Source organism: Methylobacterium sp. 285MFTsu5.1, assembly GCF_000383455.1.
Lineage (GTDB): Bacteria > Pseudomonadota > Alphaproteobacteria > Rhizobiales > Beijerinckiaceae > Methylobacterium.
Window position 1 is genome coordinate 645,248 of the sequence record NZ_KB911270.1, and the last position, 20,764, is coordinate 666,011.

Sequence of the window (20,764 nt, forward strand, 5' to 3'; positions counted from 1 at the left end):
GCACAGGGAAGCGGTATCAGATCGCCGGGAAGTCGGCGACGATCCGGTCGACCAGCCCGTCGACGCCGAAGCGCACCGGGTCGGTGGCGGGCAGGCCGTGCTCGGAGCCGAGCGCGTCGAGGAGCGCCCGGGCCTCGCCCTCGGCGAGCGCCTGGGTGTTCACCGCGATGCCGACCGGCTTGATTCCCGGATTGGTCAGGCTGCCGAGCTGCACGGTGAGGTCGATCACCTGCCGGATGGTCGGAAGCGGGTGCTTCACGCCGCGCATGTTGGTGCGGGTCGGCTCGTGGCAGACCACGAAGGCGTCGGCCTGCGCGCCGTGGAGCAGGCCGAGGCTCACGCCCGCGAAGGACGGGTGGTAGAGCGAGCCCTGACCCTCGATCAGGTCCCAGTGGTTCGGCTCGGCCTCGGGCGAGATCGTCTCGACGGCGCCGGAGATGAAGTCGGCCACGACGGCGTCGATGGCGACGCCCCGGCCGGAGATGAACACGCCGGTCTGGCCCGTGGCGCGGAAATCGGCGTCGAGGCCGCGCTCGCGCATGCCGCGCTCCAGGGCCAGCACGGTGTACTTCTTGCCGACCGAGCAGTCGGTGCCGACGGTGAGCAAGCGCCGCCCGGCCCGCTTGGTGCCCTTGCCGGTGGGGAAGCGCTCGTCGGTGTGGCGGACGTCGTGGAGCTGGCGGCCGCGGCGGGCGGCGGCCTCCGCGATGGCCGGGACCGCGCCGAGCTTCACGTGCAGGCCGCTCGCCACGTCGAGCCCGGCCTCGATCGCCGCGACGATCTCCTTGACCCAGTGGTCCGGCAGGACGCCGCCGGCGTTGACGACGCCGATCACCAGGGTCCGGCAGCCCTTCGCCAGGGCCTCGGGCAGGGTCATGTCGGGGATGCCGAGATCGGCGGCGCAGCCCGGCAGGCGCATCTGGCCGACGCACCATTCGGGGCGCCAGTCCTTGATCCCGTAGGCGGTCTTGGCCGCCAGCGTGTCGGGCACGTCGCCCAGGAACATCAGGTAGGGCGTGGCGATCTGCATCGGTCGAGCAACCTTCTCCGGGAGGCCGGCGGACCGTCTATGCGGGATCGCGGGCGGCGTGCGCAATGCATGGGGCTGGCCAAGGCGGTCGATGCGGCCGCCCCACGGAGCATACCGGCTCTGCACGCCGTCATCGCGAGCGCAGCGAAGCGACCCAGGGCAGCGCGACGTCATTGAACGGGGCGCGACCCAGGCTTGCTTCGCTCCGCTCGCGAAGACGGTTCGTCGCCTCAGATCGGCGGAGCGCCGAAGCCCCGTTCAGGCGGCGCGTCGTCGCGCCACCCCCGCCTCGTTGGCCACCGCGCCCACCGGCGCCGGCACGCCGGTCGCCCGGACCATCCCCTCGGCGCCCGCCAGCGCGCCCGCGCGCAGCTCGAGACCGAGGAAGCGCGCGCGCTCGAACGGCCCCGGCAGGGTCAGGCCCTCCGCGAGCGCCCGGTCGAAGCCGAAGCGCGCGTAGTAGGGCGCGTCGCCGACCAGCAGCACGGCGCCGTGGCCGAGGGATTCCGCCCGGCCGAGGGCCGCCTGCATCATCACCGAGCCGAGCCCCTGGCCCTGGATCGCCGGATCGACGGCGAGCGGGCCGAGCAGCAGCGCCGGGCGGCCGAGCCCGGCCTCGACGTGCCACAGCCGCAGGGTGCCGACGAGCCGCCCCGCCCGGGTCGCCGCGAAGGCGAGGCCGCGGGCCGGCAGGCGGCCCTCGCGCAGGCGCTCCGAGGTCTTGGCGCGTCGATTGCCGGGAAAGCACGCGTCGAGCAGGCGCTCGCGCGCCGGGACGTCGTGGAGATGCTCCGCGCGGATCTCGATCATGGCTGTGCCCTCCCCGGGCCGGCGAGCGGGAGAAGCGATTGTCTGTGACCGAGAGCCGGACGCCCTCGGTCGACGCGGTGGTGGACGTCAGCGTCCGGCAGGGTCGCCCTCCCCGTCATCACGAGCGAAGCGACGTGACCCAGGGCAGCGAAACGTCGGAAGGCGTCCCGCGTCCCTGGATCGCTCCGCTCCGCTCGCGAGGACGGAGGAGCCTGCGTCCCTCAGCCGGAACCCGTCCTGATCCTAGGAAGGATCAGATGACGATCTGCTGAAGGGGCGGGAAGCCGTTGAAGGCCACCGCCGCGTAGGTCGTGGTGTAGGCGCCCGCCCCCTCGATCAGCACCTTGTCGCCGATCGAGAGCGAGACCGGCAGCGGGTAGAGCTGCCGCTCGTAGAGCACGTCCACCGAGTCGCAGGTCGGGCCGGCGATGACGCAGGGCTCGGTCGCCTCCCCGTCCCGCGCAGTGCGGATCGGGTAGCGGATCGCCTCGTCCATGGTCTCGGCGAGCCCCCCGAACTTGCCGATGTCGAGGTAGACCCATCGGACCTCGTCGGCCTCGGCGGACTTCTTCGACACGAGCACGACCTCGGCCTCGATCAGGCCGGCATTGCCGACCATGCCGCGGCCCGGCTCGATGATCGTCTCGGGGATCTGGTTGCCGAAATGCTTGGTCAGGCCCCGGAAGATCGCCTCGCCGTAGCTCTCCACGCCCGGCACCGCCTTGAGGTACTTGGTCGGGAAGCCGCCGCCGAGATTGACCATCGAGAGGCCGATGCCGCGCTCCGCGCACTCGCGGAAGATCGCCGCCGCGGAGCCGAGCGCCCCGTCCCAGGCCTCGGTGTTGCCCTGCTGAGAGCCGACGTGGAACGAGATGCCGTAGGCCTCGAGCCCCTGGCGGTGGGCGTGCTCCAGCACGTCCGCGGCCATCTCGGGCACGCAGCCGAACTTGCGGGAGAGCGGCCAGTCGGCGCCCGCGCCGTCGCACAGGATGCGGCAGAACACCCGCACCTCGCCCGCCGGCACGCCCAGCGCGTCGGTGGCCCGTGCGATCTTCTCGACCTCGGCCTGGCAATCGACCGCGAACAGGCGGATGCCGAGCTTCAGGGCGCGGCCGATGCAGCGCTCCTTCTTGATGGTGTTGCCGAAGGAGATCCGGTCGGCGGTGGCGCCGGCGGCCAGCACCATCTCCATCTCGGCCACCGAGGCGGTGTCGAAGCAGGAGCCCATCTCGGCGAGCAGGCGCAGCACCTCGGGGGCCGGGTTCGCCTTCACGGCGTAGAACACGCGGGTGTCCGGCAGGGAGCGCGCGAAGGCGGTGTAGTTGTCGCGCACGACGTCGAGGTCGAGGACCATCACGGGGCCCTCGTCCTGACCGAGGTCGCGGCGCACGCGCAGGAAGTCACGGATGCGGTCGGTCATGGTCGTCTCCCGGCACGGGTTCGCGAGCGCCCTACGCGGGGCGCGCTGTCGAAGATGACGGCCCGAACGGGCCGCCGGCGTCAGGGGGCGATGCGTCGCGCGGACCCACGCGCTTTGGAGACGCGTGCGTCGGAGCGGGCGCAGAGCACCCGGAAGCTGCCGTGGATTGGAAGGGAGGACCCCCACCGCACGCCGGGCAAAGAGAAACAAGCCTCTTCGGTGCCGGCCTGTGGAGGGCCGACGAGACCAAAAAAGCCCGTTCGTCGTTGCTTTAAGCTGCGTCCCCCGTGGAGAGCGGGGTTCGCCGGTTTCGCCTCCGGCTGCCGGTTGTTGTCGGGGTCCGGTGTTGCCACCTGGATGCCGGCCGTAGGGATCCACCCTTGCGACCATCGATCCTTTAAGACCCCTGGCGGCTGTCCGGCAGTTGACCGGATGCCCACCAACCGACACGCGGCCACAGGCACGTGCGAAATTGGGCACGGCGCATATACGGAGACGGGACCCGCGCGACAAGGGGAAACCGCCCCGGAACGCCCGCTTTTCCGCCCGCAATCCACACCCCGCGCGCTCCGTTGCAAAAACGACGCATCGACGACGCGCCCCGACCGCGTCGACGGGGCCGTGCGGGCTTCCCAAGCGGGGCGGAAGCGGGCATCTGACCGGACGGGGCAGAGTACTCAGGCGAGCGAGCGATGGCCGGGCCGACCAGATTCACCGCGACGGCGCGGGCGTGAGCGCCTCCCTGTGAGCGCCCGGTCATGAGCGCCCCCTTGCGCAGCCCGGTCGGCGACGGTCTCCCCGAGCCGACGATTCGCACCGCCACGCTCGCCGATCTCGACGCCCTCGTCGCCCTGGAGCACGCCGCCTTCGCCACCGACCGGGCCGAGCGCCGGGCGATCCGCCACGCGATCCGCTCGCTCTCCATGGACGTGCTGGCGGCCCTGATCGACCCGCCGGACCGGGATCCCGTTCCGGTGCTCGTCGGCGCCGCGGTGCTGGAGCGGCGGCGCGGCAGCCGGATCGCCCGGCTGGCCTCGATCGCGGTGGCGCCGAATCGCGGCGGCCTCGGCCTCGGCGGCCGTCTCCTCGACGCCGCGGAGGCCCGCGCCCGCGCCGAGGGCTGCGACCGGCTCCGGCTGGAGGTGCGCGCCGACAACGGCGCCGGCATCCGCCTCTACGAGCGCCGGGGTTACACCCGCTTCGCCGTGCGGCCGGACTATTACGAGGACGGGATGGAGGCGTGGCGCTACGAGCGCGCGCTGTAGTCGCCGCGCGGACTGCCGCGCGGACCGCCGCCCAGCCGCCGGCTGGCCCGCACACCGTCCCGGCGATAGCGAGATCCGGCCAGGCGCGTCCTCGCGCCACACTCCGTCATCGCGGGGGCACCGGCAGGCCGACAGCGCTGAACCTGCGGCTCTTCGGGAGTGCGCCCGCAGGATACCTGGTCCCTCGCGCCGCGCCACGGACCGGCACAAGCCCGCCGCGCGGCCGGCGACCGCGCCGATATCGTCACGCGAGAATGCGGCCCAATTCCCGACAATCCTCGCCAATTCCGGTATTTGTCTCATATTACTTCACAATTCGGTCCATCGTCGACTTATAAATCCGTATTTCTGTCGAAGAATTTCGGTCGATTGCCTGACAAAACCTTACGTTCTAAGACAGAGCATCGCGGGACATGAGATCTCACCGATGACTCGCTGGCTGGGACGCTTCTCGATCCGGACTTTGCTGTGCCTGGTGATCGTCATCATGGCCTGCATGGCGCTGGGCAACGCGGTGCGGACACTCGTCGACGCGCGGGCGCGGGCGGCGGGCGCCGCGAGAGCCCTGACCCTGACGCAGGCGAGCCAGGGCCTCCTCCGGACGATCCTGCCGCTGCGGCTCGAGCGCGGATCGACCCTCGCCCTCGGGGGTGAGGCGCCGGCGGACGCGAAGACCCTGTCGACCATCGCGGGGAGCCGGCAGGCGCTGACCGAGCATTACGGCCGGGCCCGGCGCAGCCTGGGCGATCTGGCAGAGCCGGCGGTCAGCGCGACGCTCGAGCGCCTGAGCACCGCGCAGGCGGCGATGGCGGACCTGCGTCCCCGCATCGACGCGGCCCTCGGGCTGCCGCTGGCCCGGCGTGACCCGGCGCTGCGGGACGCCGCGATGGCCGCCTTCCAGGACCTGCTCGAGGCGCTGACGGCCACGCTGAAGGCGGTCGACGCGGCCATTCCCCGGTCCGATCCGGTGCTGCAGCGCTATCTCGGCCTCAAGCAGGCGGCCTGGGAGACGCGCGTCGCCAGCGGCAACGTTGCGGTCCGGGTACAGGCCTCGCTGGTCGCCGGCACGGCGTGGTCCCTGCCCGAGACGGTCGCGGCGGCGGCGGAGCGGACCGAGCTTCTGTCCGCGTGGCGCCGCACCACCGAGGCAGCGGTCGACGTCTCGGAGACGGTGCGGGCCGCGTACGAGCGGGCGAAGGCCGCCAATTTCGAGGGCGACACCGAGGCCATCGCGCGGGCGGTCTTCGACGCGCTCAGCACGCACGCGCCCCCGCGCCACACCTTCGCGGAGCTGCGCGACCGCAACACGGTGAACCAGCGCTCCCTCGTGGCCCTCTGCGACGCGGCCCTCGACGCGATGGTGGCGCGCGCCGAGGCCCTCGCCGAGGACGCGCGGGGCGACGTCGCGCGCAGCGGGGCGGCGCTGCTGGCGGTGATCCTGCTGGTGGCCCTCGGCCTGTGGACCCTGTTCGGCGGCGTGCTGCGCCCGCTCCGGGTGCTGACCGCCACGATGGGGGCGCTGGCCGACGGGGACGCCTCCGTCACGGTCCCGGCGCGCACCTACCGCAACGAGATCGGCGCCATGGCGCGGGCCGTCCAGGTGTTCAAGGACAACCTCATCCGCGGCCGCCAGCTCGAATCCGAGGCCGCCGAGGCGCGTCAGGCGGCGGAGGCACGGCGCCGGTCCGACCTGCGGGCGATGGCCGAGCGCTTCGAGCGGACGGTCGGCGGCATCATCGCCCAGGTCTCGGACGCGGCCACCGCGCTGCAGGGCACGGCCCAGACCATGACGGCCACCGCGACCGAGACCGCCAGCCAGTCCAGCACCGTGGCGGCCGCCGCCGAGGAGGCCGCCACCAACGTCGGCACCGTGGCGGCTGCGGCCGAGGAGCTCGGCGCCTCCGTGGAGGAGATCGGCCGCCAGGTCGAGGGATCGACCCGGCTCGCCCAGGGGGCCGTCGCGGAAGCGGGGCAGACCGGCGCGATGGTCCGGGACCTGAGCGACGCGGTCGCGCGGATCGGCGACGTGATCGGGCTGATCGCGGCGATCGCCGGGCAGACCAACCTGCTGGCGCTGAACGCCACGATCGAGGCCGCCCGGGCCGGCGAGGCGGGTCATGGCTTCGCGGTCGTCGCCGGCGAGGTGAAGGCCCTGGCCGCGCAGACCGCCCGGGCGACCGAGGAGATCGCGGGCCAGATCGCCGGCATCCAGGGCGTGACCGGCGGGGCCGTCGCGGCGATCGGCGCGATCACGGGGCGGATCCAGGAGATCAGCGGCGTGGCGAGCGCGATCGCGGCGGCGGTGGAGGAGCAGGGATCGGCCACCCGGGAGATCGTCCGCAACATCGGGGAGGCGGCCGTCGGCACCGGCGCGGTGACCCGCACGATCCTCGGCGTCGCCGGGGCCGCCGAGGAGACCGGCCGGGCGGCCAACGCGGTGCTCGCGGCGGCGTCCGCGCTGTCGCGCCAGTCCGAGACGCTCGCGGCCGAGGTCGCGCGCTTCCTCGACACCGTCCGGGCCGCGTGACCGGACGGTGCCGGGAGCCGCGCGGGTCTCCGCCCCGATCTCGCCCGTTTAGGGGAGTCTTACGGCTCGCGCGCTACAGCGTACGCAACGGGCGGGGGCAATCCCGCCGCGCATGAGTCGCCGTCCATGGCCGTGATCGTCGCCTTCGTCATCAATGCGGGGCTCAACTTCGTCCTCGGCCTGCTGATCGCCAAGCTGCTGGGGCCGGCGGATTTCGGCCGGTTCGCCCTCGCGACCACCGGCGCCATCGTGCTGAACACGGTGCTGTTCGAGTGGCTGCGCCTGTCGGCGACGCGGTTCTACTCGGGGCGCGTGCGCGTCGACGAGCCGTGGATCCGCCACGGGCTCGACCGGGCCTACCTGCGCATCGGCGCGCTGCTCCTGGCCGCCGCGGCCCTGTGCGGGGCCTTCGGCTTCGCCGGCGGCGCCGACGGGCGCGAGGCGGTCCTGTGCGGCACCGGCCTCGCGGCCCTGGGCATCGGCGTGTTCGACTACCACGCGGCCCTCGCCCGGGCGCGGTTCGACGGCAAGCTCTATCTCGGCCTCGTGGCGGTGAAGAACGTCCTGTCCTTCGCCATGATGGCCGCGGCGGCGTGGTGGCTGCCCCAGCCGGCCTGGGTGCTGGCGGCGGCGGGGCTCAGCCAGCTCCTCGCGGTGGCGGTGCTGCGCCACCCCCTGCGCGACCCGCGCACGCCCCTCGAGCGGCCGCGCCTGTCGACGACCTGGCGGGTCTTCGCGCGCTACGGCCTGCCGCTGATCGCCGCCAACACCGCCTACCAGTGCCTCGCCTTCGTCAATCGCGGCGCCATCGCGGGCCATGCCGGCTTCGCCGAGGCCGGCTACTTCGCCCTGGCGGCCGACGTCACCTCGCGCTCGCTGATGACGCTGGGCACCGCCCTCGACCTGCTGCTGTTCCAGTTCGCCGTGCAGGCCGAGGAGCAGAGCGGCCGCGCCGCCGCAGAGGCGCAGGTCGCCGCCAATGCCGGCACCGTGTTCGCCCTGCTGGCACCCTGCGCGGTCGGCTTCTGGGCGGTGCTGCCGGCCCTCCAGGGCCTGGTGGTGCCGGACGCCTATCGCGGACCGTTCGAGACCTACAGCACCGTGCTGATGCCGGGCCTGTTCTGCCTCGCGATGATGTTCTACGCCCTCAACCCGGTCTTCCAGATCCGCCGCAAGACCCTGCCGGTGGTCGCCGCCGCCCTGGTCGGCCTCGCGGTGAACGGCGCCGGCCTGCTGGTCCTCCCGGACCGGATGGGCGGGCTCGGCGTCGCGGTGGCGCAGACCGCGGGCCTCGCCGCCGCCGGAACGTGGCTCGGCTGGCGCGCCCTCACCGGCCCGGGGCGCATCGCGCTGCCCTGGGGCGAGATCGGCGTCGCCGCGCTCGCCTGCGCGGCGATGGGGCTCGCCCTCGCCCCCTTCCGGCAGCTGCCGCCCGCCACCGCCCTGGCCGTGCTGGTCCCGTCCGGGATGGTTCTCTACGGCGCCCTGGTCTGGATCTTCGACATCGCCGGCCTGCGCCGTCAGGTCCTGGCGCGCCTGCGCCCGGCGCGGACCGTGCCGGCGGAGTAGACTCACGCGAAGGCGGCGCAGTGGAAATCCCGCCGCTGAAACCCCGCGACTCCGCCTGCGCTTGAATCCGCCGCCGGATCCGGCGACACCCGTCCTGGAATGGATACAAACAGGACCGGGACGGGAACGATGGGCGTCTACGAGCCCGGCACCGAGGCGGAGGCCGGGGAGATCGTGCGGGCCGCCGCCGGGCGCGGCGAGGGCCTGCGCCTCGCCGGCGGCGGCACCGCCGCGGGGCTCGGCCGGCCCGCGCAGGACAGCGCGACGCTCTCCGCGCAGGCGCTCATCGGCGTCACGCTCTACGAGCCCGCCGAGATGGTGGTGGCGGCCCGGGCCGGGACGCCGCTCGCCGAGGTCGAGGCGCTGCTCGCCTCCCGCGGCCAGATGCTGCCCTTCGAGCCGATGGACCTGCGCGGCCTGTACGGCACCGCCGGCGAGCCGACCCTCGGGGCCGTGGCGGCGATCAACAATGCCGGCCCCCGGCGGATCAATGCCGGCGCCGCCCGGGACAGCCTGATCGGCGTGCGCTTCGTCAACGGGCGCGGCGAGGCGATCAAGTCGGGCGGCCGGGTGATGAAGAACGTCACCGGCCTCGATCTCGTGAAGCTGATGGCCGGCGCCCACGGCACGCTGGGCCTCCTCACCGAGGTCACCTTCAAGGTGCTGCCCGCCTGCGAGCGGGTGGCGACCCTGGTCTTCTCCGGCCTGGACGACACGCGGGCGGTGACCGCCCTGTCGGAGGCGCTTGGCTCGCCCTTCGAGCTCACGGGCGCCGCGCACCTGCCGGCGGGGATCGGCGCCCCGGAGGCGCGGACCCTGATGCGCCTCGAGGGTTTCTCCGACTCCATCAACTACCGCACGGGCGAGCTGCGGCGCCTGCTGAAGCGCTACGGCCAGCCCGAGATCATCGACGGCGAGGCCGGCGCCGCCCTGTGGCGGACGGTGCGCGACGCGGCGCCGCTCGCCGAGCCGCGGGAGGCCGCCCTGTGGCGGATCTCCACCGCGCCGACCCGCGGGCCGGCCCTGGCGGCGGCGGTCGCGGCCGAGCGCGACGCGCGCTGGTTCTTCGACTGGGGCGGCGGCCTGATCTGGCTCGCCACCGGCGCGGCGGGCGATGCCGGCGCCGCGACGGTGCGCCGGGCGGTGCGGGCTCAGGGCGGCCACGCCACGCTGGTGCGGGCCCCCGACGCCGTGCGCGCCGCCGTGCCGGTGTTCGAGCCGCTGGCCGAGCCGCTGATGCGGCTCACCGCCGGCATCAAGGCGGCGCACGACCCCGCCGGGGTGCTCAACCCCGGCCGGATGTACGCCGGACTCTGAAGCTTCAGATCCCGCCCCTCCCCGAGCGTGGGGAGCCGTGGCGCCGAGGACGCGACCCGTGCAGACCAACTTCGCCCCCGCCCAGCTCGCCGATCCCGCCATGGCGGCGTCGGAGAAGATCCTGCGGACCTGCGTGCATTGCGGATTCTGCACGGCGACCTGCCCGACCTACCTGCTGCTCGGGGACGAGCTCGATTCCCCGCGCGGGCGGATCTACCTGATCAAGGACATGCTGGAGGGCGGCAAGCCGGCCTCGCAGGAGGTGGTCAAGCACGTCGACCGCTGCCTCTCGTGCCTGTCCTGCATGACCACCTGCCCGTCGGGGGTGCACTATATGCACCTCGTCGACCACGCCCGGGCCCATATCGAGGAGACCTACGCGCGCCCCGCCGGCGACCGGTTCCTGCGGGCGCTCCTCGCCCAGGTCCTGCCCTATCCGGGCCGCTTCCGCCTCGCGCTCACCGCCGCCAAGCTCGGCGCGCCGTTCCGGGGGCTGGTGGCCCGGCTGCCGCGGGTCGGCAACCGCCTCGCGGCCATGCTCGACCTCGCGCCGGCCGGGGCGCCGCCCCGCGAGCCGACGAACCGGCCCGGCCGGTTCCCGCCGGCGGGCGGTCAGGCGGCCGGGACGCCCGCCCGGCGCGTCGCCCTCCTCCGCGGCTGCGCCCAGAGCGTCCTGCGGCCGGACTTCAACGCCGCCGCGATCCGGCTGCTCAACCGGCACGGGATCGAGGTGGTGCACGCGAACGAGGGCTGCTGCGGGGCGCTGACCCACCACATGGGCAAGGAGGAATCGGCCCACGCCCATGCCAGGCAGGCGATCGACGCCTGGGACGCCGAGATCGCCCAGGGCCTCGACGCGATCCTGGTCACGGCCTCGGGCTGCGGCACGACCATCAAGGATTACGGCTTCATGTTCCGCGACGACCCGGCCTACGCCGAGAAGGCGCTGCGGGTCTCGAGCCTGGCCAAGGACGTGACCGAGTACCTCGCCCTGCTCGACCTGGCCCCCGTGGCCGAGACCGACCTCGTCGTGGCCTATCACTCGGCCTGCTCGATGCAGCACGGCCAGGGCATCCGCCTCGAGCCCAAGACGCTGCTGAAGCGCGCGGGCTTCACCGTGAAGGACGTGCCCGAGGGCCATATCTGCTGCGGCTCGGCGGGGACCTACAACATCCTGCAGCCGGAGCTCGCCGCGAAGCTGCGCGCCCGGAAGGTCGCCAACATCGAGCGCGTGCGCCCCGACGTGATCGCCACCGGCAACATCGGCTGCGCCACGCAGATCGGGAAGGGCACCGGCATCCCAATCGTCCACACGGTCGAGCTGCTCGACTGGGCGACCGGCGGCCCGAAGCCCGCGGCGCTCGCCGGGGTGACGCCGCGGCTCGAAGCGGCGGAGTAGACACACACCTGTCGCGTGGCGCCGCGCGCACCGTGACAGGCCCGTGACATCTATTCACGTTGACCCTTGCCAAATCCGCGCAGCGGTCTGTAATGATGTCGACCCCTCTCCGGTCCCGCCGGTCGCCGCAACGGCCCGCGGACGTGACCGAATTCCTCGCGAAAGCGGTCGCGGTGTCGCGGCGGGCCCTGTCGGTCCGCTTGGCGGCGGCATGTGCCGCCCGCGATCGGGCAGGTGTCGCACGACGCGGCGGAGATCCTCCGCCGCACCCAGGAATTCACGGCCGGTCCCCCGCCGGCCGAGATTGTTTCGCGAGGTCGGGACCACGATGGACGGACGCACGGCCCAGCATAAGGCTGCGCGTGCCCCGGAGGCGCAAACGGTGCGTCACGCCGGTCCGTCCGTCCGCCCGGCCTGTTTCAACCCCAGGCGCCCAGGGCGCCGAACGGCGGTTGACGGCAATTTCCCCTCGAACCCATCCGCCTCGGCGACGAGGCCGGCATCCCGCCCGACAGCATTGACGTCGGGCGAGGCGCCGCCGGGACCACGGGCACGGAGAACGACGTCGGCCGCCATGCCGAGAGTCCGACATGGCCAACAAAATGCTGATCGACGCGATGCACCCGGAGGAGACCCGGGTCGTCACGGTCCACGGGTCTAGGGTCGAGGAGTTCGACTTCGAAGCCGCCAACCGGCGCCAGCTGCGCGGCAACATCTACCTCGCCAAGGTCACCCGGGTGGAGCCGTCGCTCCAGGCGGCGTTCGTCGAGTACGGCGGCAACCGCCACGGCTTCCTGGCCTTCAACGAGATCCATCCCGACTACTACCAGATCCCGCTGGCCGACCGGCAGGCACTCCTCGAAGAGGAGGCCCGCGACGCCGAGGAGCACCGCGAGCGCGAGGAGCGGCGCCGCCGGTCGTCGTCGCGCCGGTCCCGCGGCCGCCGTGCCGAGGCCCGCGCCCGCGGCGCCGACGAGACCGTGAGCGCCGAGGACACGCACGCGGCGTCCGAGAGCGAGGATCAGGCCGAGATCCGGAACGAGTCGGGGATCGACCCGGCCGTCCAGCCCGACACGCTGTCCGAGAACCCCGAGGCCGTGCAGGAGGCCCTCGCCTCCGAGGCCGCCGCCGGCGACCTCCCGGAGGGTGAGCCGGCGCAGGCCGCCGAGCCCCAGACCGCGCCGGTCGAGGCGCAGGCGGCCCCCGCCGCGTCGGAGCCGGTCGCCGCCGCCTCCGCCCCGTCCGAGGACGCCCCCTCCGAGCCGGAGGCCCGCATCGCCGTGGCGGAGGCGCTGACCGTGTCCGACGCGCCGGACGAGACCGCCGCGCACGCGATCGTGACGGAGGAGAGCGAGGCTGGGGCGAGCGAGGCCGAGGAGACCGCGCCGACCGCCGCCGACCCGTCGGCCGAAGCGTTGGACGAGGCCTCCGAGGAGGACGACGAGGAATCCGACGACGACGAGGATGAGGACGAGTCGGAGGACGACGAGGACGAGTCCGACGAGGATGACGACTCGGACGAGGAGTCCGATGAGGAGTCCGACGATCCCGACGCCGAGCCCAAGATCGCCCAGGTCGGCGGCAACGGCGACGCGCTGGCCGAGATCCCCGAGCGTCCGCGCCACTACCGCCGCCAGTACAAGATCCAGGAGGTGATCAAGCGCCGCCAGATCATCCTGGTGCAGGTGGTCAAGGAGGAGCGCGGCACGAAGGGCGCGGCGCTCACGACCTATCTGTCGCTCGCCGGCCGCTACTCGGTGCTGATGCCCAACACCGGCCGGGGCGGCGGCATCTCCCGCAAGATCACCTCGGCGGCCGACCGCAAGCGCCTGAAGGAGGTCGTGCAGGACTTGGAGGTGCCCGAGGGGATGGGCGTCATCCTGCGCACCGCCGGCGCCTCGCGGTCCAAGCCCGAGATCGCCCGCGACTTCGAGTACCTGATGCGCCTGTGGGAGTCGGTCCGCGAGCTGACCCTGACGTCGATGGCGCCGGCCCTCGTCTACGAGGAGGGCTCGCTGATCAAGCGCGCCATCCGCGACCTCTACAACAAGGATCTGGACGAGGTTCTGGTCGCCGGCGAGGACGCCTACCGCGAGGCCAAGGACTTCATGCGGATGCTGATGCCCGGCCAGTCCAAGGTCGTGAAGCCCTACCGCGACTCGACGCCGATCTTTGCCCGCTTCGGCGTCGAGCAGCAGCTCGACGCGATGTTCTCCACGCACGTCTCGCTGAAGTCCGGCGGCTACCTCGTGATCAACCCGACCGAGGCCCTGGTCTCGATCGACGTGAACTCCGGCCGCGCCACCCGCGAGCACGACATCGAGGACACCGCCCTCAAGACGAACCTGGAGGCCGCCGAGGAGGTCGCCCGCCAGCTCCGGCTGCGCGACCTCGCGGGCCTGATCGTCATCGACTTCATCGACATGGAGGAGAAGCGGAACAACCGCGCCGTCGAGAAGAAGCTCAACGAGTGCCTGAAGAACGACCGCGCCCGCATCCAGGTCGGCCGGATCTCGCCCTTCGGCCTCCTGGAGATGAGCCGCCAGCGGATCCGCACCGGCGTGCTCGAATCCTCCTCGATCCCCTGCGCCCATTGCGGCGGCTCGGGCTTCGTGCGCGCCACCGCGTCGGTGGCGCTGCACATCCTGCGCTCGATCGAGGAGGTGCTGCTCAAGTCGGCCTCCCACAACCTCGTCCTGCGCACCCGCACCGAGATCGCGCTCTACATCCTCAACCAGAAGCGCGGACACCTGCGCGAGCTCGAGGTGCGCTTCGGCGTGACGATCACGATCGCGGCCGACGAGCGGCTGGCGGCGACCACACCGTTCCAGCTCGACCGCGGTGAGCCGGCCCAGCGGGCGGAGGGCCCGGTCACGGGCGTGCGCGCCCAGGCGATCTCGCCCGCGATGGAGTTCGACGACGAGGACGAGGAGGCCGACGAGGCCGAGACCGAGATTGAGACCGAGACCGACGCCGAGGGCGAGGCCGACGAGGGCCGCGCCGAGGCCCGCGAGGACGGGTCGCGCGAGGAGGGCGAGGGCCGCCGCCGCCGTCGTCGCCGCCGCCGGCGCGGCGGTCGCCAGGAGGGCCGCGGCGAGGACGGGCGCGCCGAGGACGATCGCGGCGACGACGATCAGGACGACCAGCAGGACGACGGCCGCGACGACGCCCGTTCGGACGCGGAACGGAGCGATGGGGACTGGGACGGCGCGCAGCCGGCCGGGACCGAGGCTCCCGCCGCGGCCGTCGCCGCGGAGGCCGGCGAGGCCGACGAGGCCGTCGCGGGTTCGGACGAGGTGGCGCGGTCCGAGGACGAGGGCGGCCGTCGCCGCCGCCGCGGGCGCCGGGGCGGCCGCGGTCGCAGCGAGGGCCGCACCCGCGAGGCGTCCGAGACGGACGACGCGCCGGAAGCCGCGGGCGATGTCGTCGCCCTGTCGGCGGAGGAGCCGGTGAGCGCCCAGGCTGTGGCCGAGGCGATCGAGGCGGCGCCGGCCGCGGCCGCCGAGGACCGGACCGAGACCGCGGTGGACCTGCCGGTGGCCCCGGTCGAGTCCGCGGCGCCGGCGGCCGATCGGGCGACCGTCGGCGCGCAGGCAGAGGCCGGCTCGCCCGAGGCCGCTCCCGCCGAGCCGGCGCCCGAGCCCGTGGCGATCGTGCTGACGCCGCCGTCCGATCCGGACCGGCCGAAGCGCGCCGGCTGGTGGTCGCGCACCAAGGCGGCCCTGACCGGCGAATGAAGCATTGCGCCCCCTGATAGAGCGCTATCAGGGGGCGCAACTTCTCGAAGTAGACGTGTTGCGCTGCACCGATGCCCCGCAACGCTTGTCGAGAGACTGGTCTATCCTTCACCATTGGTTGAAGGTTCTGTGTGACCATGCGCCCCGATTAGAGTGTCGGAGAGGCCCGCATGTTCAGTTTGCGCCGGCAGCGTCAGATCCCTGACGCGCTAGCAACCCCGGTGACGGCGACCGCCCCGGTCGAGACGGCGGCGGTCTTGCCAGTCGAGACGGCCCCGACGCCCGTCGCGGAGCCGGCCGTCGATCGGGAATGGCTGACTCTCCTGGCGCGCCTGTCCGCCTCCGCGTCCGACGCCGGCACCTCGATCGGCTGGATGACCCACGACGCCTCCGGCACCGCTGAGCAGGCCCGGCTCATCGCGGCCGCCAGCGAGGAGCTCGCCGCGACCACGGGTGAGATCGCCGCCCGCTCCTCGTCGGCGGCCGAGATGGCCGAGACGGCCCGGGCCGGCATCGCCACCTGCGTGGGCGACCTGCATCGCGCCACCGACGGCATGCGCGGGATCGAGGAAGGCACCGAGGAGATCGGCAGCCGACTCGACAGCTTCTCCACCGCGGCGCTGCGGATCGAGGAGATGGCCGGCACGATCGCGGCGATCTCGGCCCAGACCAACCTGCTGGCGCTCAACGCCACGATCGAGGCGGCGCGGGCCGGCGAGGCCGGCCGCGGCTTCGCGGTGGTCGCCGCCGAAGTGAAGACGCTCTCGGCGCAGACCGCGAAGGCGACGGACGAGATCCGGGCGCGGGTCAGCGGCCTGCGCGAGGAGATGGCGGCGATGCAGGCCGCCGTGACGCGCAGCCGCAACGCCGTCGAGGCCGGCGCGTCCGCGATGGTTCGGGCCAATGCCCGCGTCGAGGCCGAGAGCGGCGCCGTCGCGAACGTCGCGGCGCAGATGCGTGAGGCCTCCGAGATCCTCGGCCAGCAGATGCAGGCCACCGGTGACATCGCCCAGAACGTCGGCCGCATCGCGGAAGGGACTGACAAGGCCCGCCGCGAGATCGGCGACGCCCTCGCGCAGCTCGGACGGATCGAGGATCTCGGCCGCACCCTGCTCGACCGGCAGACCGGCACCGCCGCGGATCAGCGGGTGATCCGCCTGTCGGCGGACTGCGCCGCGTGGCGGCGCGCCATCGCGGCGACCCTGGTCGGCATGCGCTCGACAGACACGCCGCCGGAGGGCATCCCCGCCGACGCGACGCGGCCGGCCGCCATCGAGAAGCCCCTGGCGCAGGCCCGCGAGCAGGCAGCCGCCCTGGTCCGCCACGTGCGCAGCCAGACCTGGGACTCGGCGACCACGGCGTTCGTCGCCTTCGAGGCGGCGGTGAAGGAAACCCGGGCGGCGATCGAGGCCTGAAGGTCATCCGATCCCGGGTCCGCCGTGACCCGGGACCGTCTCGGATGAAGGTCGGAGACCGTCAGGCCGGCGGCGGATCGGAGCGCGGCGCTGCCGGCGCCGCGTCGGCCTTTCGGCGATCGCGCTCCTTGCGCAGTTCCCGCTCGGCCAGCAGCCAGAACTCGATCTCGAAGCCCTCGGGCCTGTGGTTGCGCTCCCAGAGCTCGTAGGCCCGCTCGCGGATCTGCTCGAACGTGATCGTGTCGGACGACCGCGCCGAAGGCTGCGGTGCCGCCGCGTCGGTCCCGGACGCGGGTCCCGGCGCGGGCTCGGACCCAGACTCGGACCCGAGTGCGGATCCGTGCGCCGGTGTCCCCGCCATCGGATGATCCGGAGGCGGACGGAAATCGGGGGGCACTTCCATGGCGCCGGTCTCAGGCGGCCGGCTTGTCGAGATAGGCGGCGACGCTGGTGATCCGGCTCCCGACCATGGTCACCGCCTTGCGCAGCCTCTCCTCGCTGACGCCGAAACGCTGCGCCCACTCCTCGCGGGTGGCGCGGTCGTAGATGTCGATATGCGTCTTGCCTCTGGATTCGGTCGACATGCAGTGCCCGCTCCGGTTCGCCGTGAGACGCGGCCGTGCCGCGCTTCCTGGAGGGACAACCGGACTCGGAGACTTCGGTTGCCGCCGGTCGCGCGGGACGCGCAGCTAGACCGCGCGAGACGTCAGGGTGCGGTCGGAGCGGGGCTGGGGACCGGCGCCGGATCCTCCTCGGCCGCGTCCGGGCGGACCCGCCCCGCCACGAAGGCGGTCAGCAGCGGCACGAGCAGCGCCGTGACCACCACGCTCGCCGCCACCAGCACGGTGGCGGGGCCGGCGGCCTCCTTGTAGGCCGGGTTGGCGGCGGCGATGATCGCCGGCACGGCGGCCGCGTTGCCGGCCGTCGAGGCGGCGGCGACGCCCGCCACGCCGTTGCCGCCGGTGAGGCGGTCGGCGACGAACAGGGCGGCCCCGGTGATCGCCACCACCGCCGCGCCGAGGCCGATGCCGAGGAGGCCCGCCTGCCAGATCTTGGCGAGGTCGAGCCCGAAGCCGAGGGCGAAGGCGAAGAACGGGATCATCACCGGCGCCGCCCCCGACAGGAAGGCGCGCATGTCGCGGTCGAGGTTGCCGAGGATCATCCCGATCAGCAGCGGCAGGATGCTGCCCACCAGGGTCGGCCACGGGAAGGCCGAAAGGCCCGCCAGCCCGAGCGTCACCATGGTGAGGAACGGCCCGGATTCGAGGCTCATGATCGCGTAGGCGCCCGCATCCTTCGGGCGGCCGAATTGGCCCATCAGGGCGAGGTAGAGCCCGCCGTTGGTGTCGTTCATGGCGGCGACGATCGCCAGCGTCGACAGCCCCGCGAAGGCGCCCCCGGCCACCGGCGCCTCGCCGAGGATCTGCCCGAACACCACGCCCATGATCGCCGCGACGCCGACCTTGGCGGCCAACAGGACGCCGCCCTTGCGGGCGATCGCCGGGGCGGCGCGGAAGTCGATGCCCGCGCCCATGCAGACGAAGAACACCGCCAGGATCGGCAGCGCGCCGTTGAACAGCGCGCCGGTGAACGAGCCGAAGAAGGTCGCGGTGTCCGGGAAGAGCGTGTGGAGGATCGCGCCGAGGAACAGCGGCACCACCATCAGGCCGCCGGGCACGCGCTCCAGGGAGCGCTTGATGGGAATCTGCATGGGTCGCCCTTCCGGTGCCGGCCCGTTCCGGATCCTGGCACCCGCCTTCCCCCCGGGCGGCCTGCTACAACCTTTCGACGAGGCTGCGCAACGCGCGGCCGGACCGGTGCACATGGTGACAATTGCGCGGGCCCATCCCTGCCTGGGCGCGGCCCGGCACGATCTGCGGCGGCCCGGATGTCGTCAGCGACGTCCCCGTCCCTGTCCGGCTCCCTGGACCCGGCGGCCTTGCCCGGGCGGCGGCCGATCCGCGGCGCGAGGCTGCCCGCTTGACCGCCGCGCCGGCCGGTCGGTATGCCGCGCGACAACCTGACAACGAGCACGCGAGCCGCGCTCGGCCGGGGGCGCGGCCGGCGCGGCTCCCGCCATGATCCGCCCGACATGACCCGCCTGCGCCTCATCGCCGACGATCTCACCGGCACCCTCGACACGGCCGCGGGCTTCACCGGCCTGTGCGGGGCGATCCCGGTGGCGTGGCCGGAGCTCCTGGCGGGGGATGGACCCGGCTGCCTGGCGATCGATTCCGGCACCCGGGAAGGCTCGGCCGCGGAGGCCGACCGGATCGTCGGCGCCCTCGCGCCCCGGCTGGACGGCGCCGACATCGCCTTCAAGAAGGTCGACAGCCTGCTGCGCGGCCCCTGGGCGGCCGAACTCGCGGCCGTGCTTCGCACAGGGACCTGGGGGCGCTGCGTGGTGGCGCCGGCCTTCCCGTATCAGGGACGCCGCACGGAGGGCGGGCGGCAGCTCGCCCGGCGCGGCGCGGGCTTCGAGCCGGTCTCGGGCGACATCGCCGAGGCCCTGCGGGCGGTCGGGCTGCCGGCGCGCCGGGCCGACGTGTCCGACGGGCCGGTGGCGGGCGTCGCCGTCTACGACGCGGCGAGCGACGCCGACCTCGCCCGGGTCGCGGATCTCGGCGGCGGCAGGCCGGTGCTCTGGTGCGGCAGCGGCGGCCTCGCGGCGGCCCTGGCGCGCGGCGTGGCGGCGCCGGGCGACGACCGGCTCGCCGGCCCCGTCCTCGGGCTGTTCGGCTCGGACCGGCCCGAGACCGCGGCGCAGCTCGCGGCCTGCGGCGCCCACCACCTCGTCCTGTCGGCGCGCCATCCGGACCATGCCGGCGCGGTGGCCGCGCGCCTCGACCGGGACGGCGTCGTCCTGGCGAGCCTCGCGCTGCCCGAGGGCACCGCCCGGGAGCACGCCGCGGCGCGGATCGCCCAGACCTTCGCGGGGGTGATCGACCGCATCCCGCGGCCCGGCACGCTGCTGGTGGCCGGCGGCGAGACCCTGAAGGCGCTGTGCCTCGCGCTCTCCGTCGCGCGCCTCGACGTCACCGGGCAGATCACCCCGGGCCTGCCCCGCTCGACCCTGCGAGGCGGACGCTGGGACGGGCTCGCGGTCGTGTCCAAATCCGGCGCCTTCGGAACAGAGGACGTCTGGCGCGATCTACTTCACGGCAACGGCTTTCCGCGCAGCAGGAGCGACGCGTGACCTCACATCTCGCCATCACCATGGGCGATCCGGCCGGCATCGGCCCGGAGATCATCGTCAAGGCCGCCGCCCGGCTGAAGCACCGGATCGACGCGGGCGACCTCAAGCTCGTCGTCATCGGCAGCGCCCCCTCCCTGCGCCGCGCGGAGCGGGCGCTCGGCCTCCTGCCCGATCCCGTTCCCGAGGTCGCCGAGGACGGCGACTGGCCGGCGCTGTGCTGCCTCCAGGCCGACGCGGAGGGCGCGCCGATCGAGCCGGGCCGGCTCTCGGCCGACGGCGGCCGCTTCGCCTACAAGGCGATCGAGGCCGGCGTTCGCCTCGCCCTGGCCGGCCGGATCGGCGGCATCGTCACCGCGCCCCTCAACAAGGAGGCGCTCAACAAGGCCGGCTACCACTATGCCGGCCACACCGAGATGCTGGCGGAGCTGACCGGCGTGCGCGGCTCAGTGATGATGCTGGCCCACGGCAACATGCGGGTCTCCCACGTCACGACCCACGTCGCCCTGGAGGACGTGCCCAAGCGCCTGACCCCGGAGCGCCTGCGCCTCGTCATCGACCTCACCGACAGGGCGCTGAAGGGACTGGGTCTCGCCCGGCCGAAGATCGCGGTCGCCGCGCTCAACCCCCATGCCGGCGAGGGCGGCCTGTTTGGGCGCCAGGACATCGACGTCAGCGCGCCGGTGATCGAGACGGCCAACGCCGACGGGCTCGACGTGCACGGCCCGGTGCCGGGCGACACGGTGTTCGTGAAGCTGCGGGCGGGCCAGTACGACGCGGTGGTGGCGATGTACCACGACCAGGGACACATCCCGGTCAAGCTCCTGGGCTTCGAGATCGACCCGGCCACGGGCAAGTGGATGGACCTGTCGGGGGTGAACATCACCCTGGGGCTACCGATCATCCGCACCTCGGTCGATCACGGCACCGCCTTCGACATCGCCGGCACCGGCGTCGCCAACGAGCGCAGCCTCATCGAGGCGATCGAGTTCGCCGAGAAGCTGGCGGCGAACCGTCAGGCCGGTTGAGCGCGGGGCAGGCGCACGGGATCTCCGAAAAGCGATCTCCGATCCGCCAGCCCG

The 20,764-nt window shown here is 73.5% G+C and carries 15 protein-coding genes; 9 read left to right on the forward strand and 6 right to left on the reverse strand.

All coding sequences use genetic code 11. The features are described from left to right. Positions 1 to 16 precede the first annotated feature (16 nt). From dgcN to H288_RS0103180, 3 genes are all read right to left on the reverse strand, one after another. Complete coding sequence (gene dgcN / locus H288_RS0103170) at positions 17 to 1,030, reverse strand: N-acetyltransferase DgcN (RefSeq protein ID WP_020091144.1); 1,014 nt, start codon at positions 1,028 to 1,030, stop codon at positions 17 to 19. A gap of 258 nt (positions 1,031 to 1,288) precedes the next feature. Further along, positions 1,289 to 1,840, reverse strand: coding sequence for an N-acetyltransferase (locus H288_RS0103175; RefSeq protein ID WP_020091145.1), 552 nt, complete (start codon positions 1,838 to 1,840; stop codon positions 1,289 to 1,291). Between the two features lie 253 nt (positions 1,841 to 2,093). Beyond that, on the reverse strand, positions 2,094 to 3,260 hold the full coding sequence (locus tag H288_RS0103180; protein WP_020091146.1) for a type III PLP-dependent enzyme: 1,167 nt from the start codon (positions 3,258 to 3,260) through the stop codon (positions 2,094 to 2,096). 758 nt (positions 3,261 to 4,018) lie between these two features. Here H288_RS0103180 and H288_RS0103185 point away from each other — a divergent pair. From H288_RS0103185 to H288_RS0103215, 7 genes are all read left to right on the forward strand, one after another. Continuing rightward, positions 4,019 to 4,525 (forward strand): GNAT family N-acetyltransferase, encoded by a 507-nt coding sequence (locus tag H288_RS0103185; RefSeq protein WP_042672356.1) that lies wholly within the window; start codon positions 4,019 to 4,021, stop codon positions 4,523 to 4,525. 427 nt (positions 4,526 to 4,952) lie between these two features. Next, positions 4,953 to 7,052 (forward strand): methyl-accepting chemotaxis protein, encoded by a 2,100-nt coding sequence (locus tag H288_RS0103190; RefSeq protein WP_026604622.1) that lies wholly within the window; start codon positions 4,953 to 4,955, stop codon positions 7,050 to 7,052. A 126-nt stretch (positions 7,053 to 7,178) separates the two neighbouring features. Further along, complete coding sequence (locus H288_RS0103195; RefSeq protein ID WP_020091149.1) at positions 7,179 to 8,621, forward strand: polysaccharide biosynthesis C-terminal domain-containing protein; 1,443 nt, start codon at positions 7,179 to 7,181, stop codon at positions 8,619 to 8,621. Positions 8,622 to 8,750: 129 nt separating this feature from the next. After that, the gene (locus H288_RS0103200; protein WP_020091150.1) at positions 8,751 to 9,938 is read left to right on the forward strand and encodes an FAD-binding protein; all 1,188 of its coding nucleotides are present in this window, start codon (positions 8,751 to 8,753) and stop codon (positions 9,936 to 9,938) included. Between the two features lie 58 nt (positions 9,939 to 9,996). Continuing rightward, entirely contained in the window at positions 9,997 to 11,337 is a 1,341-nt protein-coding gene (glcF, locus tag H288_RS0103205; RefSeq protein ID WP_020091151.1) for a glycolate oxidase subunit GlcF, read from the forward strand. Between the two features lie 590 nt (positions 11,338 to 11,927). Continuing rightward, positions 11,928 to 15,074: a ribonuclease E/G gene (locus H288_RS0103210; protein ID WP_020091152.1), complete on the forward strand. Its 3,147-nt coding sequence runs from the start codon at positions 11,928 to 11,930 to the stop codon at positions 15,072 to 15,074. A gap of 170 nt (positions 15,075 to 15,244) precedes the next feature. Continuing rightward, complete coding sequence (locus H288_RS0103215) at positions 15,245 to 16,489, forward strand: methyl-accepting chemotaxis protein (protein ID WP_026604623.1); 1,245 nt, start codon at positions 15,245 to 15,247, stop codon at positions 16,487 to 16,489. 61 nt (positions 16,490 to 16,550) lie between these two features. On the opposite strand, the gene H288_RS36385 is transcribed toward H288_RS0103215, so the two are convergent. The 3 genes from H288_RS36385 to H288_RS0103230 all read right to left on the reverse strand — a co-directional run bounded on the left by H288_RS36385 (position 16,551) and on the right by H288_RS0103230 (position 18,200). Continuing rightward, complete coding sequence (locus H288_RS36385) at positions 16,551 to 16,850, reverse strand: DUF2934 domain-containing protein (RefSeq protein WP_020091154.1); 300 nt, start codon at positions 16,848 to 16,850, stop codon at positions 16,551 to 16,553. Positions 16,851 to 16,902: 52 nt separating this feature from the next. Next, positions 16,903 to 17,073 carry a DUF3606 domain-containing protein gene (locus H288_RS33745; protein WP_020091155.1) on the reverse strand — a complete coding sequence of 57 codons (171 nt, stop codon included), beginning with the start codon at positions 17,071 to 17,073 and terminating at the stop codon, positions 16,903 to 16,905. A gap of 122 nt (positions 17,074 to 17,195) precedes the next feature. Beyond that, entirely contained in the window at positions 17,196 to 18,200 is a 1,005-nt protein-coding gene (locus tag H288_RS0103230) for a 2-keto-3-deoxygluconate permease (RefSeq protein WP_020091156.1), read from the reverse strand. Between the two features lie 381 nt (positions 18,201 to 18,581). Between H288_RS0103230 and H288_RS0103235 the strand changes: the two genes are divergently transcribed. After that, the gene (locus H288_RS0103235) at positions 18,582 to 19,685 is read left to right on the forward strand and encodes a four-carbon acid sugar kinase family protein (RefSeq protein WP_020091157.1); all 1,104 of its coding nucleotides are present in this window, start codon (positions 18,582 to 18,584) and stop codon (positions 19,683 to 19,685) included. Then, the gene (gene pdxA, locus H288_RS0103240) at positions 19,682 to 20,710 is read left to right on the forward strand and encodes a 4-hydroxythreonine-4-phosphate dehydrogenase PdxA (protein WP_020091158.1); all 1,029 of its coding nucleotides are present in this window, start codon (positions 19,682 to 19,684) and stop codon (positions 20,708 to 20,710) included. Before H288_RS0103235 ends, pdxA begins: the two co-directional genes overlap by 4 nt. Positions 20,711 to 20,764: the final 54 nt, after the last annotated feature.

Coding starts and splice junctions, on each gene's coding strand:
- dgcN (WP_020091144.1), bottom strand. CDS start 1,030: ATGCAGATCGCCACGCCCTACCTGATGTTCCTGGGCGACGTGCCCGAC.
- H288_RS0103175 (WP_020091145.1), bottom strand. CDS start 1,840: ATGATCGAGATCCGCGCGGAGCATCTCCACGACGTCCCGGCGCGCGAG.
- H288_RS0103180 (WP_020091146.1), bottom strand. CDS start 3,260: ATGACCGACCGCATCCGTGACTTCCTGCGCGTGCGCCGCGACCTCGGT.
- H288_RS0103185 (WP_042672356.1), top strand. CDS start 4,019: ATGAGCGCCCCCTTGCGCAGCCCGGTCGGCGACGGTCTCCCCGAGCCG.
- H288_RS0103190 (WP_026604622.1), top strand. CDS start 4,953: ATGACTCGCTGGCTGGGACGCTTCTCGATCCGGACTTTGCTGTGCCTG.
- H288_RS0103195 (WP_020091149.1), top strand. CDS start 7,179: ATGGCCGTGATCGTCGCCTTCGTCATCAATGCGGGGCTCAACTTCGTC.
- H288_RS0103200 (WP_020091150.1), top strand. CDS start 8,751: ATGGGCGTCTACGAGCCCGGCACCGAGGCGGAGGCCGGGGAGATCGTG.
- H288_RS0103210 (WP_020091152.1), top strand. CDS start 11,928: ATGGCCAACAAAATGCTGATCGACGCGATGCACCCGGAGGAGACCCGG.
- H288_RS0103215 (WP_026604623.1), top strand. CDS start 15,245: ATGTTCAGTTTGCGCCGGCAGCGTCAGATCCCTGACGCGCTAGCAACC.
- H288_RS36385 (WP_020091154.1), bottom strand. CDS start 16,850: ATGGCGGGGACACCGGCGCACGGATCCGCACTCGGGTCCGAGTCTGGG.
- H288_RS33745 (WP_020091155.1), bottom strand. CDS start 17,073: ATGTCGACCGAATCCAGAGGCAAGACGCATATCGACATCTACGACCGC.
- H288_RS0103230 (WP_020091156.1), bottom strand. CDS start 18,200: ATGCAGATTCCCATCAAGCGCTCCCTGGAGCGCGTGCCCGGCGGCCTG.
- H288_RS0103235 (WP_020091157.1), top strand. CDS start 18,582: ATGACCCGCCTGCGCCTCATCGCCGACGATCTCACCGGCACCCTCGAC.